This window comes from Streptomyces sp. NPDC088817, assembly GCF_044750345.1.
Taxonomy (GTDB): Bacteria; Actinomycetota; Actinomycetes; order Streptomycetales; family Streptomycetaceae; genus Streptomyces.
In genome coordinates this window covers 93,205-107,917 of record NZ_JBIVJN010000017.1, presented here as the reverse complement: position 1 = coordinate 107,917, position 14,713 = coordinate 93,205, and the positions used below count along the sequence as shown (strand labels likewise).

General features: G+C 70.3%; 14 protein-coding genes and 1 pseudogene. 7 read left to right on the top strand and 8 right to left on the bottom strand.

The features are described from left to right. Position 1: 1 nt before the first annotated feature. Complete coding sequence (locus ACIP4X_RS27965; RefSeq protein ID WP_391457616.1) at positions 2 to 604, bottom strand: helix-turn-helix domain-containing protein; 603 nt, start codon at positions 602 to 604, stop codon at positions 2 to 4. Positions 605 to 737: 133 nt separating this feature from the next. On the opposite strand from ACIP4X_RS27965, the gene ACIP4X_RS27960 reads away from it, so the two are divergent. Continuing rightward, positions 738 to 1,706 (top strand): ATP-binding cassette domain-containing protein, encoded by a 969-nt coding sequence (locus ACIP4X_RS27960; protein WP_401351150.1) that lies wholly within the window; start codon positions 738 to 740, stop codon positions 1,704 to 1,706. Beyond that, positions 1,703 to 2,464, top strand: coding sequence for an ABC transporter permease (locus ACIP4X_RS27955; RefSeq protein WP_358730253.1), 762 nt, complete (start codon positions 1,703 to 1,705; stop codon positions 2,462 to 2,464). Before ACIP4X_RS27960 ends, ACIP4X_RS27955 begins: the two co-directional genes overlap by 4 nt. Here the strand turns inward: ACIP4X_RS27955 and ACIP4X_RS27950 are convergent. Both ACIP4X_RS27950 and ACIP4X_RS27945 read right to left on the bottom strand, forming a co-directional pair. After that, positions 2,448 to 5,588, bottom strand: coding sequence for a BTAD domain-containing putative transcriptional regulator (locus ACIP4X_RS27950; protein WP_401351148.1), 3,141 nt, complete (start codon positions 5,586 to 5,588; stop codon positions 2,448 to 2,450). The two genes, ACIP4X_RS27955 and ACIP4X_RS27950, sit on opposite strands and share 17 nt — an antisense overlap. Before the next feature lie 81 nt (positions 5,589 to 5,669). After that, complete coding sequence (locus tag ACIP4X_RS27945; protein WP_358730255.1) at positions 5,670 to 6,488, bottom strand: SAM-dependent methyltransferase; 819 nt, start codon at positions 6,486 to 6,488, stop codon at positions 5,670 to 5,672. A 168-nt stretch (positions 6,489 to 6,656) separates the two neighbouring features. Between ACIP4X_RS27945 and ACIP4X_RS27940 the strand changes: the two genes are divergently transcribed. Further along, on the top strand, positions 6,657 to 7,679 hold the full coding sequence (locus ACIP4X_RS27940) for an ADP-ribosylglycohydrolase family protein (protein WP_358730256.1): 1,023 nt from the start codon (positions 6,657 to 6,659) through the stop codon (positions 7,677 to 7,679). 16 nt (positions 7,680 to 7,695) lie between these two features. Here the strand turns inward: ACIP4X_RS27940 and ACIP4X_RS27935 are convergent, their stop codons facing one another. Next, positions 7,696 to 8,625 (bottom strand): LysR family transcriptional regulator, encoded by a 930-nt coding sequence (locus tag ACIP4X_RS27935; protein ID WP_358730257.1) that lies wholly within the window; start codon positions 8,623 to 8,625, stop codon positions 7,696 to 7,698. A gap of 131 nt (positions 8,626 to 8,756) precedes the next feature. Here ACIP4X_RS27935 and ACIP4X_RS27930 point away from each other — a divergent pair, with 131 nt between their 5' ends. Both ACIP4X_RS27930 and ACIP4X_RS27925 read left to right on the top strand, forming a co-directional pair. Further along, positions 8,757 to 10,001: an MFS transporter gene (locus ACIP4X_RS27930; protein ID WP_358730258.1), complete on the top strand. Its 1,245-nt coding sequence runs from the start codon at positions 8,757 to 8,759 to the stop codon at positions 9,999 to 10,001. Between the two features lie 444 nt (positions 10,002 to 10,445). After that, positions 10,446 to 11,228 (top strand): hypothetical protein, encoded by a 783-nt coding sequence (locus ACIP4X_RS27925; RefSeq protein ID WP_358730259.1) that lies wholly within the window; start codon positions 10,446 to 10,448, stop codon positions 11,226 to 11,228. A gap of 89 nt (positions 11,229 to 11,317) precedes the next feature. Here ACIP4X_RS27925 and ACIP4X_RS27920 read toward each other — a convergent pair whose 3' ends face one another. Continuing rightward, positions 11,318 to 11,824, bottom strand: a complete 507-nt coding sequence (locus tag ACIP4X_RS27920) for a GNAT family N-acetyltransferase (protein ID WP_401351144.1) — start codon at positions 11,822 to 11,824, stop codon at positions 11,318 to 11,320. Between the two features lie 126 nt (positions 11,825 to 11,950). After that, positions 11,951 to 12,703 carry an SDR family oxidoreductase gene (locus tag ACIP4X_RS27915; protein WP_401351142.1) on the bottom strand — a complete coding sequence of 251 codons (753 nt, stop codon included), beginning with the start codon at positions 12,701 to 12,703 and terminating at the stop codon, positions 11,951 to 11,953. A gap of 250 nt (positions 12,704 to 12,953) precedes the next feature. Here ACIP4X_RS27915 and ACIP4X_RS27910 point away from each other — a divergent pair, with 250 nt between their 5' ends. Further along, positions 12,954 to 13,421, top strand: a complete 468-nt coding sequence (locus tag ACIP4X_RS27910) for a DUF1348 family protein (RefSeq protein WP_401351140.1) — start codon at positions 12,954 to 12,956, stop codon at positions 13,419 to 13,421. 96 nt (positions 13,422 to 13,517) lie between these two features. On the opposite strand, the gene ACIP4X_RS27905 is transcribed toward ACIP4X_RS27910, so the two are convergent. Beyond that, the gene (locus ACIP4X_RS27905) at positions 13,518 to 13,829 is read right to left on the bottom strand and encodes a hypothetical protein (RefSeq protein ID WP_391457629.1); all 312 of its coding nucleotides are present in this window, start codon (positions 13,827 to 13,829) and stop codon (positions 13,518 to 13,520) included. Between ACIP4X_RS27905 and ACIP4X_RS27900 the strand changes: the two are divergent. Next, a pseudogene (locus ACIP4X_RS27900) lies at positions 13,813 to 14,004 on the top strand (alpha/beta hydrolase); the annotation flags it as partial. The gene ACIP4X_RS27905 and the pseudogene ACIP4X_RS27900 overlap by 17 nt on opposite strands. Before the next feature lie 116 nt (positions 14,005 to 14,120). Here the strand turns inward: ACIP4X_RS27900 and ACIP4X_RS27895 are convergent. Next, entirely contained in the window at positions 14,121 to 14,702 is a 582-nt protein-coding gene (locus ACIP4X_RS27895; RefSeq protein ID WP_401351137.1) for a hypothetical protein, read from the bottom strand. Positions 14,703 to 14,713: the final 11 nt, after the last annotated feature.

Here is a 14,713-nt window from a genome sequence, read left to right as displayed (position 1 = left end):
GTCAGTCCTCCGAGGTGTGCAACGCGTCGGCGGGGAAAGTGAACTGGATCAGCTCCATGGCAACAGCGCCCTCGGGCCGCAGCGACGGATCCTCGAGGCGTTCGCGATAGCGGAAGAGCATGGCGGTCAGCTCCTCCTTGAAGGTCTCGGCTTCCTCGGGGGTCAGGTAGAAGACCGACTCGGCGGCACTGGTGATCTTGTTCCAGTGCTCGGGGAACGCATAGCGCATCGTGCCGATCCTCCGGATCCGTTCCAGCCAGGAGTCCCACAGCACGGCGCTGAGCGCTGCCGCGGCGGTCGCCCCCGCCGGGTCGGACTCGTCGAGCGTGAAGCCGATGTGGGCACGCCGCCACGGACGGCTGCGCCCCGTGCCGCCCCCCGCTTCCTCGACGAAGCCGTACTTCGCCAACGTGCGCAGATGGAAGGCGCAGTTCGTCGGGGACTCTCCCACCATCTCGGCGGCTTCGGTCGCGGTCAGGGGCTCGCGTCGACCCAGAGCTTCGAGCAGGGCAAGGCGGGTGGGGTGCGCGATGGCCCGCATGGCCTTCGGGTCGGTGAGCTTGCGGTGCTCACGCGGAGCGGCGTCGCCTGATTCGAAAGACATGTTTCGAGACCCTACTCTCGAAACATGTCTTTCGAAAGAGGCTGTGCCGTGCCGGATGCCGTGCAACGCCGTGTCAGGGGGCGTGTCAGCGCCGTGACAGGCCGGTGACTGGGGCGGCGGGCACCGTGAGGGCATGAATAGTGCGGCGATCGCAGTTTCAGGGCTGCGGAAGACATACGGCGACAAGGTCGTGCTCGACGGCATCGACTTCGAGGTGGCTGGGGGATCGGTGTTCTCCCTGCTCGGCCCGAACGGAGCCGGCAAGACGACGACGGTGAACGTCCTCACGACGTTGATGCGGGCCGACGCGGGGACCGTGCGGGTCGCCGGGCACGACGTGGTGACCGCGACCAAGCAGGTGCGCGCGGTCATCGGTGTGACCGGTCAGTTCGCCGCGGTGGACGAACTGCTGTCGGGCCGGGAGAACCTTCAGCTCATGGCGGACCTGAGGCGCGTGCGCTCGAGCGACCGTGTGGTCGCGGGACTGCTGGAGCGGTTCGACCTGGGGGAGTCGGCGGACACGTTGGCGTCGGCCTACTCCGGAGGTATGTGCCGGAAGCTGGACCTGGCGATGACGCTGGTCGGCAACCCGCGGATCATCTTCCTGGACGAGCCGACGACGGGTCTCGACCCGCGCAGCCGGCGCACGATGTGGGGGATCGTCCGCGAGCTGGTGACCGACGGCACCACCATCTTCCTCACCACCCAGTACCTGGAGGAAGCCGACCAGCTCGCCGACCGGATCGCAGTCCTGGACCAGGGCCACCTGGTCGCCCAGGGCACTCCCGAGGAACTCAAGCGGCAGGCCCCCGGCAGCCACGTCCGGCTCCGCTTCACCGACCTCCACGAACTCGACGCGGCGGCACGGGTCCTGACCGGCTCCACCCGGGACGACCAGGAACTGACCCTGCGCGTTCCCAGCGACGGCGGTTCGAAGTCGCTGCGGACCCTGCTGGACAGACTCGACGAACACACGCTCAACGCCGCGGAGTTCTCCGTGCACACGCCGGACCTCGACGACGTCTTCCTCGCCCTGACCGGCCGCACGAGCACCAACACGGTTACCCACACGAGTACGAGCACGGAGGCGATCGCGAAATGAGCACTGTCCCCACGGCGTTCGGCGACGCGGCCATCATGCTGCGCCGCAACTTCAAGCACACCGCCCGCAATCCGATCACGGTGTTCCAGGCAGTCCTGTTTCCCATCGTGATGATGCTCATGTTCGTCTACGTCTTCGGCGGCGCCTTCAAAGTGGAAGGGAAATACGTCGACTACGCGGTGCCCGGCCTGATCGTGATGGCCATCACCTACGGGCTGGGGCCGACCGCGGCAGCCGTGAACGGCGACATGACGAAGGGCATCATCAACCGGTTCAAGGCCATGGACGTCTCCCACGGCGCCGTCCTGGCCGGACATGTCGTCTCCACGACAGTGCGCAGCCTGATCGCCGACACGGCCATCATCGGTGTCGGCTTCGCGATGGGATTCCGCCCGCACGCGAGCTTCCTCCAGTGGCTGGCCGCGATCGGCATCATGGTGCTGCTCGCCTTCGCGACGAGCTGGCTGACGGTCGCCATGGGCCTGGGCGCGAAGACCGCGGAGTCGGCGGGTCTGGCCACCGTTCCCCTGATCATGCTGCCGTTCCTCAGCAGCGCGTTCGTGCCCGCCGACACGATGGGCACCGGCGTACGGCAGTTCGCGGAGTACCAGCCCTTCACCCCGATCATCGAGACGCTGCGCGGACTGCTCACGGGCAACCCGTCGAGCAGCGACGCGATCGCGGCCCTCGCCTGGTGCGTCGGGCTCGCCGTCCTCGGATACGTGTGGGCGGTCTCCGCGTTCAGGAAGCGAGCGTGACCTCGACCAGCTGAGACCAGCCGGTCCGCGACCCCTCCCGGGCCGCCTCGGCGAACCTCTCGTCGCCGAGGCGGCTCCGCGCGGCCTGCTCGATCCGGACCACGTCCGGGTGGGAGCGGTCCGGCAGCCCGCGTACGCCCGCGCTAGCCGCGAGCAGCCGCACCGCCTGCTCGTGCTCGTCGCGGCGCAGAGCCAGGTCCGCGACCCCGACGAGCACCCCCGCGACCAGCGGTGCGTGCCCCGACTCGGACGCCGCCTCGCAGGCCGCCGCACGGTGCGCCCGCGCCTCGCGGAGATCGTCGGCGAGGTAGCCGAGCAGGTCGTGCCGCACCGCGCGGATGTGCGCCTGCTCGGCCTCGGCGCCCAGTATCGCCGTCGCGACACCGAGTTGCCTGCGCGTCTCCTCCGCATCGCCGCCCCACCGGGCGAGTTCCGCCTTCGCGAGGGCCAACTCAGCCAGCGAGTCCGGCCAGGTGACCCGCTCCGCGCACCGCTGCGCCTCGGCGATCGTGGCCGCGCAGGCGTCCTCGTCGCCCAGCAGCCAGTACAACTGCGCCTGCCGCGACCGCATGCGGATGACGTCCTCGGTGGCACCGACCTCGGTGACGACGGCGGCCGCCTGCTCGTAGTACGCGCACGCGGCGGCGAACTCACCGCGCGCGGCGATCCGGTCGGCCAGTTCCGTCAGCGCGAACGAGATCCCGAACCGCTCACCGAGCGCCCGGAACTCGGCGAGCGCCGTCTCCAGGTACGCGTCCGCCTCGTGCCCGCCCCGCCCGAGCACGATCCGCATCTTGCCCAGATGCAGCCGGGCCAGCGCGCGCACCCAGGGGTCCTCGTCGCCGAGCAGCGGTTCGAACGCGGACAGGACCGCGTCCGGTGCGCGCACCATCCGTTCCAGCACCGCGACGAACCCGAGTGTCGGATGGCTGCCCGTACTGCGCAGGCTGGACCGGTACGCCTTGTGGATCCACTCCGCCGCCTGGCGCGCGTCGCCCCGCCCGGAGCTCATGAAGTGCACGACAAGTCCGTACACCATGGCCCGTACGTCGTCGGTCACCTCGCCCGGCGTCCTGGTGGCCGCGATGATCAGCTCCAGGCCCTCGGCCTTGTGCCCGCTGAGCCACCAGTACCAGCCGGCGCCCGCGGCCAGCCGCATCGCCGCCTGTGCCTCGCCCGCGGCGAGCGCGCCGCGCATGGCGGAACCGATGTTGTCGTGCTCGGCCCCGAGCCTGGCGAGCCACTCCAGTTGCTCGGCGCGGCGCAGGTGCGGCTCCGCGGTCTCGGCGAGTTCGGTGAAGCAGGCGAGATGCGCCTGGCGCGCCCGGTCCGTTTCACCCGTGTCCGCGAGCCGTTGCCCGGCGTACTCCTTGATCGTGCCGAGCATGCGGTAGCGCGGCGCGCCGTCGTCCTCGGTGATGACCAGCAGCGACTTCTCGGTCAGCGCCGTGAGCAGATCGAGCACCTGGTGCCGCTCGACCGCGTCGCCCGCGCAGACCTGTTCGGCGGCTTCGAGACTCGCTCCGCCGGAGAACACCGAGAGCCTGCGCAGGACCATCCGCTCGGCCTCGGTGAGCAGTTCCCAGCTCCAGTCGACCACCGCGCGCAGTGTCTTGTGCCGTGGCAACGCGGTACGGCTGCCGCTGGTCAGCAGGCGGAACCGGTCGTCGAGCCGGTTGGCGAGCTGCTCGATGGACATGGTGCGCAGCCGGGCCGCGGCCAGCTCGATCGCCAGCGGCATCCCGTCCAGGGCCCGGCAGACGCGTACCGTCGTCGCCAACGAGTCGTCCGCCGGATCGCGGCGCACCGCCCCGGCCCGGTCCCGCAGCAGCCGGACGGCGGGTGAGGACTCGATCTCGTCCGGGCCCGCGTCCGCGCGCGGCAGGGCCAGCGGCTCGACCAGCCACAGTGCCTCCCCGGTGATGCCGAGTGGTTCCCGGCTCGTCGCCAGGATCCGCAGCCGCCGGCACTCTCCGAGGACCCGGTGGGCGAAGACCGCCGCCGACTCGATCACGTGCTCGCAGTTGTCCAGGATCAGCAGCGCCTCGCGTTCGCGGACCGCGGCGATGAGCCGGTCCGTCAGCTCCGTGTCCGGGGCCTCGCCGAGCAGGGCGTCGCGCAGGCCCAGCCCGGCGAGCGCCGACTGCGCCACGTCGCCGTCCGCGCCGATGGCCGCGAGCTCCACCAGCCAGGTCCCGTCCGGCAGTTCACCGAGCAGCGTGCGCGCGGTCTCCGTGGCCAGCCGGGTCTTTCCCGAGCCGCCGGGCCCGATCACGGTGGTGAGCCGGTGCCCGGCCATGAGGGCACGGACCGCGGCGACATCGGCGTCCCGGCCGACGAAAGAGGTCAGTTCCGCGCGCAGGTTGGTCTTGCGACTCGTCTCCCGCTGCCCCAACTCGCCCCGCAGCAGTGCGAGATGCAACGCGGACAGCTCCGGGGACGGATCGACGCCGAGCGTGTCGGCGAGGGCCTCCCTCGCGCGCTGGTACACCAGCAGGGCCTCGCTGTCGCGCCCGGCCGCGACGAGGGCTCGCATCAGCGCGGCCACGAGCCGCTCCCGCACCGGGTGCGCGGCCACGAGGTCGGTCAGCTCCGTGACCATCTCCGCGCCGTGTCCGAGGGCGACCTCCGCGTCGATCCGCTCCTCCGTGGCGGTCAGGCGCAGCCCTTCGAGCCGGACGACCGCGGCGTCGAACGCGGCACTGTCGTGCAGACCGATGTCCTGCAGGGCCTCGCCACGCCACAGTTCGAGGGCCTCACGCAGCGGTGGCACGCGCCGGGAGACGTCCTCGGTGCGGGCCTGGCCCGCCACGACGAGGCGTTCGAACCGCACGGCGTCGACGGAATCGGGCTCCACCGGCAACCGGTAGCCGTCCGTCTGCCCCTCGACCACTTGGCCCGGCAGTGCCTTCCGCAGCCGGGACACCAGGCGTTGCAGGGCGTTCGTCGCGTCGGCGGGCGGGTGCTCACCCCAGACCCAGTCGATGAGTGCCGTCCTCGGGACCACGTGACCCGGCCTGAGCGCGAGGGCGACCAGCAGTGCGCGCAACCGCGCGCCCGGTACGTCGACCAGGAGGCCGTCGTCCGTACGAACCTCCAGTGGACCCAGCATCCCGATCTGCACCCGCTGATTTTGCCACGGGCGTTCGGCGGGCATCCCAGGGGCGACAACACCTCCCGAACCGACCTGGACGAGGGGGCGAGGCTAGGCCTTGCGTGCCAGTCCGGCGGCGATGAGACGTTCCCAGGCAGTGAGTTCCCGCTCGCCGCTGTCGCTCCACGGTCCCTCCACCGTGCCGGGACGCCACAGGGGAGCGGGGACGATTCCGGGTTCGAGGATCTCCAGCCCGTCCAGCAGGGATGCGATCTCCTCGTCGGTGCGCCACCGGCCGCGGCCGAAGGTCTGCTGGAGGACCTTCTCGGCCTCCGCCGTCTCCGGGTTGTTGCCGGAACGGAAGTGGCTGACGAAGAAGTAGCTCCCCGAGGGCACCCGGTCCCGCCAGTAGCGGACGATTCCAGCGGGGTCCTCCTCGTCGTTGACGTGGTGGAGGATGGCGCTGAACATCACGGCGACGGGGCGATCGAAGTCGATCAGCTCCAGGGTGTCGGGGTGCGTACGGATGGCCTCCGGGTCGCGTACGTCGACAGGGACGACCCGGGTCCGCTCGTTCTCCTCCAGCAACGCCCGCCCGTGCACCAGCACTTGAGGGTCGGTGTCGACGTACACGACCCGGGACTGCGGAGCGCGGCGCTGGGCGACCTGGTGGACGTTGTCGGCGGTCGGCAGACCACTGCCCAGGTCGATGAACTGCCGTACGCCGGTGGTGGTGACGATTTCCTCGACCGCCCGGGTCAGAGCCGCACGGTTGGCGAAGGCGATGGCCACCGACCCGGGAAGGTCGCGTTTGAACACGTCGCCGATCTGCCGGTCCACGGCGTAGTTGTCCTTGCCGCCGAGCAGGTAGTCGTAGACGCGGGCGATGCTGGGCCTGCTGGAGTCGATGGAGGAGCCGTCAACCGTCATGACGACCATCCTGCCCGCAACTCCGCCTGCCCACCATCACTTTGGGTTACACCCCGTCCGTGGTTCCGCGGGCGGTCACTCTTCAGCGGTCCGCCGCGCGAGCTTGTGAGGAGCCCCTCACCCCGCTTATGGTCTACTTGACGATAAGCGGGGGAAGGGGCTTCCTGAATGACCACGCATACGGACGGCAAGCGCGCCGCCACGGGAGCAATGATCGGGCTCGCCCTCGGGGACGCCCTCGGTTTCCCGGCCGAGTTCGACGACGTCCCCTCGATCCTCGCCAAGTTCGGACCCTGGCGGGGAATGGAACTGCCGAAGCGCGCGATCGTCTCCGACGACACGCAGATGACCCTCGCCCTCGGCCACGCGCTCAGGACCGCCATGGGCCGGGGCCTGCTCACCCCGAAGCGGCTGGAGCGGCCGCTGCGGGAGGAGTTCGTCGACTGGTACCAGTCGCCGCAGAACAACCGGGCCCCGGGCAGGACCTGCCTGACCGCCTGCAGTCTGCTGAAGGCGGAGGGACGGGCCTGGCAGGAGGCGAGCCGGATCGAGTCCAAGGGCTGCGGCGCCAACATGCGCGTGGCCCCCATCGGACTCGCCCCCGGGCTCAGCGACGAACAGCGCTCCGGTGCCGCCCAGTTGCAGTCCGCGCTCACCCATGGTCACCCGACGGCCCTGGCAGCCTCGGACCTCACCGCCCACGCCGTACACCTGCTCGCCCAGGGCACCGGCCCCGCGGAACTCCTCGGCCGGCTGCGGTCGTACGCCGACGGCAACCGCACCCGCTACCACCACACCTGGCTCGGCGACCTGTGGACCCGCTCCCAGGACCCGACCCCCGAGCACTTCATCGCGCGCGGCTGGGAAGAGTGCCTGGAGATCCTCGGGCGGCTCCAGGAGGCCGTGCGCACCGTCTCACCGGAGACCGACCCGTGCCTGGCCACCGGTGCGGGCTGGGTCGCCGAAGAGGCCTTCGCCACCGGCCTGCTGTGCTTTCTGCTCTTCGCCGACGATCCCGTCACCGCCCTGCGCCGAGCCGCCTGCTCCTCCGGCGACTCGGACTCGATCGCCTGCCTCACCGGCGCCTTCGCGGGCGCCTGGCTCGGCGCCGACGCCTGGCCCGCCCAGTGGGCGGACCGCATCGAGTACCGGGCCGAACTGCTCGCCCTCGGAGACCTCTGGGACGCCTAGACAGGGCAGCGGCCGGTCATTGTGCCCAGACCGGTGTCCAGGTCTCGGTTTCGGGGCGGTCGGAGAGCCCGGAGCGGAGGTGGTCGCGGAGCGAGGCGAGCGCCGGGTGCGGGTTGTCGCGGTGCCAGAGCAGGGAGTGGGGGTACACCGGTACCGGATCGCGCACGGCGATCCGGCGCAGGCCATGACCGGCGGGCCACACGAGGCGTGTCTCCTCGCCGACGAAGGTCACCAGGGACCGTGAGTCGGCGATGGTGTCCAGCAGCGGCTCGATGCCGAAGTCGGGGCCGGTGGTCTCGATGGTGAGTCCGAACGCGTCGGCGAGGGCGTCGTAGTAGGCGGCCCACTCGGTTCCGGGGACGATGCCGGGCATCCAGATCCGGTACCCGGCGAGGTCGGCGGGCGTGACCGCGCGGGCGGAGGCAAGTGAGTGGTCCGGCCCGGTGAGCAGCTGGATGGGCTCGTCGAAGACCCGGGCGGCCCCGAAGTCGTCGGGCAGCCGCAGGCCGGGCATGGCGACGGCGCGGAAGGAGGCGTCGATCGTGCCGGACCGGATGGCGTCGATGGCCGCGTCGGCGTCGAAGAGGGTCACGACGTCCAACTCGACCTCGGGAAAAGCGCGATGGAACCCGCGCAGCAAGCCGGCCGGAGCGAGCCGCCGGCCGATCACATCCACGCGCAGCGCGCGGCGGCCGGGACGAACGGAGGCCAGCGCCCGCTCCTCGGCCCGTAGGAGGTCACGGGCGTGAGGCAGGAACGCCTGCCCGTCGATGGTGAGCTTCGCTCCTCGCCCGGTGCGCGTGAACAAACTCACGCCGAGGATTCTCTCCAGCGTGGCGACGCGCTTGGAGACGGCCTGCTGGGTGATCGACAGTTCGGCGGCGGCGTCCTGGAAACGCCCCGCGTCCACCGCGGCCACGAAGGTGCGCACAGCGTCGAGGTCCACACCGACATGCTAGTGGTACAACGAATGGTTGTACGTTCCTCGCCGCTCGGTTGTTTGATCCGGCCGTCCGCCACTCGCTTTGATGCCGATGGTCGGCGGGGTTGTTCGGATGGGCGAGAGGCGTTTCGGGTATGACAGGCAGGCGGTCGCTGGGGCGGCGGTTCGGGTGGTTGTGGGCCTCGTACGCGGTCAGCTCGTACGGCACCGGGCTCGGGTTCGGCGCGTTCCCCCTGATCGCGGTCCTCGTGCTGCACTCCGGTCCGGCCGAGGTGGCGGCGCTGTCCGCGGCGGGGCGGGCCGTGGGGGCGCTGGTGGCGGTGCCGCTCGGCCCGTGGGTGGAGTTCCACCGCAAGCGGCCCGTCATGATCGCGGCGGACCTGGTCCGGTTCGCGGCGCTGATGAGCGTCCCCGCCGCCTTCGCGCTCGGCCGGCTCAGCTTCGCCCAACTGCTCGTCGTGTCCGTCGGCGTCGCCGCCGCCAACATCGCCTTCACCGCGGCCAGTGGCGCGTATCTGAAGGCGCTCCTGCCGCCGGAGGACCTGCTCGTCGCGAACAGCCGGTTCGAGTCCACGACGTGGACCGCGACCATGGTGGGACCACCGCTCGGCGGGGCCGCGATCGGGCTGTTCGGCCCGGTGACGACCGTGACGGCCGATGCGGTCAGCTACCTGCTCTCGGCGCTGGGCATCCGCGGCATCGGAGGGACGGAGCCGCGCCCCGCGCGGACCGGCGCGCCGCGGCTGCGAGCGGGCGATCTGCTCGAAGGCTGGCGCCACATCCTCACCCACCCCGTACTGCGCCCGCTGTTCTTCAACACGCTCGCCGTCAACGGCCTGATCATGGCCTCCGAGCCCCTGCTCGCCGTACTGCTGCTGAACCACCTCGGTTTCGCACCCTGGCAGTACGGCCTGGTGTTCGCGGCCCCATGCATCGGCGGCCTCGTCGGCTCACGCCTGGCCCGCCGACTTGTGGCACGGTCCGGGCAGCACAGGGTGATGCGCACCTTCGGGGTTCTCCGCGCCTGCTGGTCCGTCGGATTGGCGTTCGTCCAACCCGGCCTCCCCGGGATCCTCCTCGTCATCGCCGTCCAACTCGGCCTCATCACCTGCTGCGGCGTGTACAACCCCGTGCTGTCCACCTACCGGCTCGAGCACACCGCCCCCGACCGCGTCGCCCGCACACTGGCCGCGTGGTCGGTCAGCACCAGCACCGCCATCGCGGCCCTGACCGCCGCCTGGGGTCTGCTGGCCGCCGTCACCGGCCCCCGCATCGCGCTGGCCGCCGCCGGAGTGCTCCTCCTGGCGACTCCGCTCCTGCTCCCGAGCCGCGAGAACGCACCCCGCAGCTCAGGCGAACAGACCGCGAGCCTCACCTGACGCCCCGCGGCCCGACCGCCGCCTGTGAACCGACCGGGTGGGTCGGCTCAGGGAGCGAAGGTGATGACGAGCGCGATGCCGGGACGGGCCGCGCGCGGCACGAGACGGGTGAACAGGTCGATCAGGCGGACCAGGAGATGCCGGCGCGCCGGCACGCGCCGGGCGGCCCGGGAGTGTTCGGCGTCCAGGATGCGGGGGGCCGCGCGCCCTTGAGCGCCGGGTCGGCCTGGACGGCGTGACGGACCGCCGGCGGACAGAGCCTGATCGGCCTGGGACTACTCGCCCCTCGCCGCCGACATGGCGTCAACTTCCGCTGCACGTCGGTCAGCAGGTGAACAAGGCGGGGCTCGCCCCCACTTCTGCCGCCGGCAAAGGGCGGGCGACAGTTTCGTTATGTACGCGTGAGACGCGGGTCGGCGGGCGGGTGGCACACTCCTGCCTGCCATGAAGAGATCATTGATGAAGAAGCGCCTCAGACCCCTGCTGCCGGCCGCAGTGTGCCTGACCTTCGCTGTCGCCGCGAGCGCGTGCGGCCCGGCCGACGAGGGGGCGACGTCGGTGAAGTCCAGGGTCGAGTTGCCAACGCCCCCGCAAACTTCACTGAGTTCGCCGGAGAGCTCCCCGGCGTCCGAATCGCCGAGCCCCACCGCGTCCGCGCCCACCCCGGCCCGCACCACGTCCGCGCCGACGCCGACGCCGACACCCGTCAAGAAAACGCCCGCACCGCCCACTCGCGTCGCCTGGCCGCGTACCTCCTTCGCCGGGCTGACGTTCGAGATACCCCCCGGCTGGACCCTGACGAGGTACGGCAGCGAGGCCTGCGTACAGCCCGTCCAACGGGCCGGGCTGCCCACGGTGTTCGGCTGCGCCGGAATCGCCATCAAGTCCGGCTCCATCGTCGGCAACGAACTGCGCCCCTACCAGGCCCGTCAGCCCGGCGGCTGGTACGCGGCCGGCGACGTCCAGCCCTGCCCGGTCCGCCCGACCCTCGCGGACGGTTCCTTCAACGGCATCACCAGCGGCACGTCGTCGCCGCCGACCGAGTCCGGCCTGCGCCCGGTGGGCAGCCACATGGCGGCCTACGACCGCTGGACGGCCGCCTGCACGAGCGGCTACAGCTTCTCACCCCAGGCGTGGCACCTGCCCGTCTCCCGGGTGCTGTTCCTCGACTACACGGGCCACGCGGAGACGGCCCGGGTCCTGGAGTCGGTCCGCTTCCCCGGCTGATCCGTCACCCGGATCACCCTGACCCACCGCGGCCCACGGGGAAAGCCTCGAAGCCCGGACCCATGCTCCGGGGCTTTCCGCCGGCTCTCCTACAAGGCGAGCCGGTAACGAACCTCCGGCACGGATACCCCGTCGTAGTCATCGGCCTGAACAGCATCGTCAGCGGTGTACCCCGCCCGCTCGTAGAAGCGACGTGCTCCAGTGTTGTCGGTGAGGACCCACAGCAGTATCAGGCCGAGGCCGTGCGCCCGAGCCTGAGCGTGCACGGCGTCGAGGAGCGTACGACCGATCCCGGCCCCGACGAGTGAGGGCTGCACGTACAGGGCGTAGAGCTCACCCACAGCCGTACCCGTCCCTTCGTCGCCAGCACGCCCGAGGCACGCCCAACCCACCACCCTTCCACGAGCGTCGACCGCCACCAGGTTGGTCGTGCCGCTGGTGCCCTCCTGCGAGCCCTCGAAGTGCCGACGACGCCGCCGAATGTCCGCCTCGACCGTCATGCCGTCGAGGAAGGACCGCGGCACTATCCCGGCATAGGCGGCCTGCCAGCCGGTCACTCGTATCGCCGATACAGCCGGAACGTCGGCTTCCGTCATGGCTCGTACACTCAACATCCCGGCACCGTACGAGACATGCCCCCACGGCCGCCCTCGAATTACGGCCCTCAGTTCCCGCCGAGCACGAACACGGCGACCATGGAGCGCCTCAGTGCCCGCCCACCGCTACGTCGACCCCGTGCGCGGGTGCGTGAGCCAGTCGCTGTAGTGGGTGGAGGTAATACGGGCGTCGCCCTTGGCGATGATGGCGTCGCCATGGACGGCGGCGAACATGCCGGCAGTGTCATCGGTGACGACTGTGCGGCCGTCGGGGCGGGCGTTCAGAGTGATCCGGCCGAGTTCGTCGAGGGAGAAGACATCGGGCCCGGCGATGTTGATGGTGCTGTTCAGAGGGGGGCCGGTGGCGACGTCGGCGACGGTGTCGGAGACGTCCTGGGCGGCGATCGGCTGGACCAGCGTGCTGGGCAGACGGACGGTGCCGTCCTCGGTGGTCGAGGACAGCACGGCGTCGATGAACTCCATGAACTGGGTGGCCCGCACGATGGAGTAGGGGATCGGCCCGGCCTTGAGGACTTCTTCCTGCAGGGTCTTGGCCCGGTAGTGGACGAATCCGGGCACCTGGTCGGTACCGACGATCGAGAGGATGACGACGTGCCCGACGCCGCCCTTGTGACTGGCGGCCAGGACGTTGTCCATGGAGGTCTGGAAGAACGTCAGTGAAGCCTCGTCGAAGGTCGGGGAGTTCGTCAGGTTGATGACGACGTCCGCGTCGGCCACCGCCTTCTCCAGGCCCCGGCCGGTGATCACGTCCACGCCCGTGGACAGCGAGAGCGGCGCCGCTTCATGTCCCGCCGCGTTGAGCTTCTTCACGACCTGCGAGCCGATCAGGCCGGTACCGCCGATCACTGCGCACTTCATGGGTCACCTTTCGCCGGACACCACGGCGGGCCGCCACCTCGCACAGTGACCGTCCCACGCCGCCAACCACGGACGCGTGATCGCGGGCGGATCACGGCCGTGCCTCCAGGTTGCTACCGTGTCGTGCGCGGCGCACGCCGCCCGCGCTGTTGCGATCACGCGGATGATCGGTATGGAATGAATGACCGAACGCGACCGAGTCGGTGGGGCGGGCACCAGACCTTGAACCCGTGACGCTCTGGGAGATTCCATGGCCTCGAAGCCCCCTGTTCCCGCGTTCACCAGGGAGAGCGCGATCGAGAAGGTCCGCCTCGCCGAGGACGCGTGGAACACCCGGGACCCTGAGCGTGTGGCTCTCGCCTACACGGTCGACAGCCACTGGCGCAACCGTGCCGAATTCATCGACGGTCGCGAGCAGATCGTCGCCTTCCTCACCAGGAAGTGGACCAGGGAGCTGGAGTACCGGCTCATCAAGGAGCTGTGGGCTTTCGAGGGGAACCGCATCGCCGTACGCTTCGCCTACGAGTGCCACGACGACTCGGGCAACTGGTTCCGCTCCTACGGGAACGAGAACTGGGAATTCGACGAACAGGGCCTGATGCGGGTCCGCCTGGCGTGTATCAACGACCTTCCTGTCAAGGAAGACGAGCGCAAGTACCACTGGCCCCTCGGCCGCCGCCCCGACGACCACCCGGGACTGAGCGACCTGGGTCTCTAGTGTTCTGACCGCATACGTTCACCGGGTCGGCCCTGTCTTTGGTGAGGCATGCCGGAGCTGCGTCGTGTGCGATCGCGGACGGGGCTCCAAGCGGGCTCAGCCGTGGAGGAAGGAGGTGACTTCGGAGAATGGTGTGGCGGTCTCGGGTGTGAAACGCCTGGTCTCGCCTCGGAAGGAGCGGACCTCCAGCCAACTGTGGGATGCCGCAGTCGGGAGGACGTCCAAGAGCGCCTCGAGGTCTGCGGATGTGAAGACCTTGAAGGTCTGCGTCCGCCGGTAGTTGGACGACTGGACATCGAACCTGAGATCGACGACCGGTTGTGGCTGGCGGCTCCAGTCGCTGTAGGGCAGTGCGCCGTGGCCGCGGATTCGCGCGTCGACGAGGACTTCCGGATTCGAGTTCGACATGCAGTGGGACGACGAGCACATCCCGCGCGAGGCCGGTCTTGCGCTGTTCGACGCCTTCGCCTCGAAGGAGAAGACGTTGCACGCCAACGCCGGCAAGCACAAGGAACTGCCCAGATTCGAGGCCGACAGCGCCGTCCGCTTCTTCGCCCGCCACTTCGGCCGAGCCGTGACCTCGCGGGCCCGACACACGGTCGCGGCGCCCGCCTGCCAAGCCGGACGGGCGCCGCGACCGTCTCCGCACCGCCCGGACCAGAGCCGTTGCCACCCGTTTCAGCCGCGGTGACGCGGAATCTATCGGTTCACTTCTGCCGAAGACTTGGCGCGCTGCCGATGGCCGGTGACCAGCGCGATCCCGATGGCCAGGCCAATGGCGAACTCTGCGCACCACAGAGGTACGGCGGCGGTGTAGGCACGCTCGATGAACGCGCGGAAGAGGGCCTCGCCGAGGAGCGGGGCCGCCAGTGCGGCTGCGCGGATCATCACGGACCTGCGCGCCGCCCAGCTGCCAAGAACACCGAATGCCGCACCTGTGATCAGCGCGGCTACGACCCACTGCCGCATGCCGATCGCCCATTCGGAGGCGAGGTGGGCCCGCACTCCGACGGCCCCGTATCCCAGATGGCCGTAGTACATGGCTATCCGGTCAGGGGGAAGGAGCGCGTTCCAGAGCCCGCGGCCGTAGAAGCCGATGACCGCCGAGAGCACACCGGCGCACCCAGCGAGCATCGAGCGCACCCAGCCCGTCCAGTGCAGGCCTGCCACGACAGCGATCAGCGGGAAGGGCGCCGCAAGGTTCGCGATCCAGAACTGATGCGGATCCGAAGGCGAGGGGATGAAGGACACGGCTACGCCATACGCGGCAGGCAGCGCCACGAGGAGCAATG

What these genes read in the sequence shown, in the direction of transcription:
- ACIP4X_RS27965 (WP_391457616.1), bottom strand. Translation starts at nt 604, where the DNA reads ATGTCTTTCGAATCAGGCGACGCCGCTCCGCGTGAGCACCGCAAGCTC.
- ACIP4X_RS27960 (WP_401351150.1), top strand. Translation starts at nt 738, where the DNA reads ATGAATAGTGCGGCGATCGCAGTTTCAGGGCTGCGGAAGACATACGGC.
- ACIP4X_RS27955 (WP_358730253.1), top strand. Translation starts at nt 1,703, where the DNA reads ATGAGCACTGTCCCCACGGCGTTCGGCGACGCGGCCATCATGCTGCGC.
- ACIP4X_RS27945 (WP_358730255.1), bottom strand. Translation starts at nt 6,488, where the DNA reads ATGACGGTTGACGGCTCCTCCATCGACTCCAGCAGGCCCAGCATCGCC.
- ACIP4X_RS27940 (WP_358730256.1), top strand. Translation starts at nt 6,657, where the DNA reads ATGACCACGCATACGGACGGCAAGCGCGCCGCCACGGGAGCAATGATC.
- ACIP4X_RS27930 (WP_358730258.1), top strand. Translation starts at nt 8,757, where the DNA reads ATGACAGGCAGGCGGTCGCTGGGGCGGCGGTTCGGGTGGTTGTGGGCC.
- ACIP4X_RS27925 (WP_358730259.1), top strand. Translation starts at nt 10,446, where the DNA reads ATGAAGAGATCATTGATGAAGAAGCGCCTCAGACCCCTGCTGCCGGCC.
- ACIP4X_RS27920 (WP_401351144.1), bottom strand. Translation starts at nt 11,824, where the DNA reads ATGACGGAAGCCGACGTTCCGGCTGTATCGGCGATACGAGTGACCGGC.
- ACIP4X_RS27915 (WP_401351142.1), bottom strand. Translation starts at nt 12,703, where the DNA reads ATGAAGTGCGCAGTGATCGGCGGTACCGGCCTGATCGGCTCGCAGGTC.
- ACIP4X_RS27910 (WP_401351140.1), top strand. Translation starts at nt 12,954, where the DNA reads ATGGCCTCGAAGCCCCCTGTTCCCGCGTTCACCAGGGAGAGCGCGATC.
- ACIP4X_RS27905 (WP_391457629.1), bottom strand. Translation starts at nt 13,829, where the DNA reads ATGTCGAACTCGAATCCGGAAGTCCTCGTCGACGCGCGAATCCGCGGC.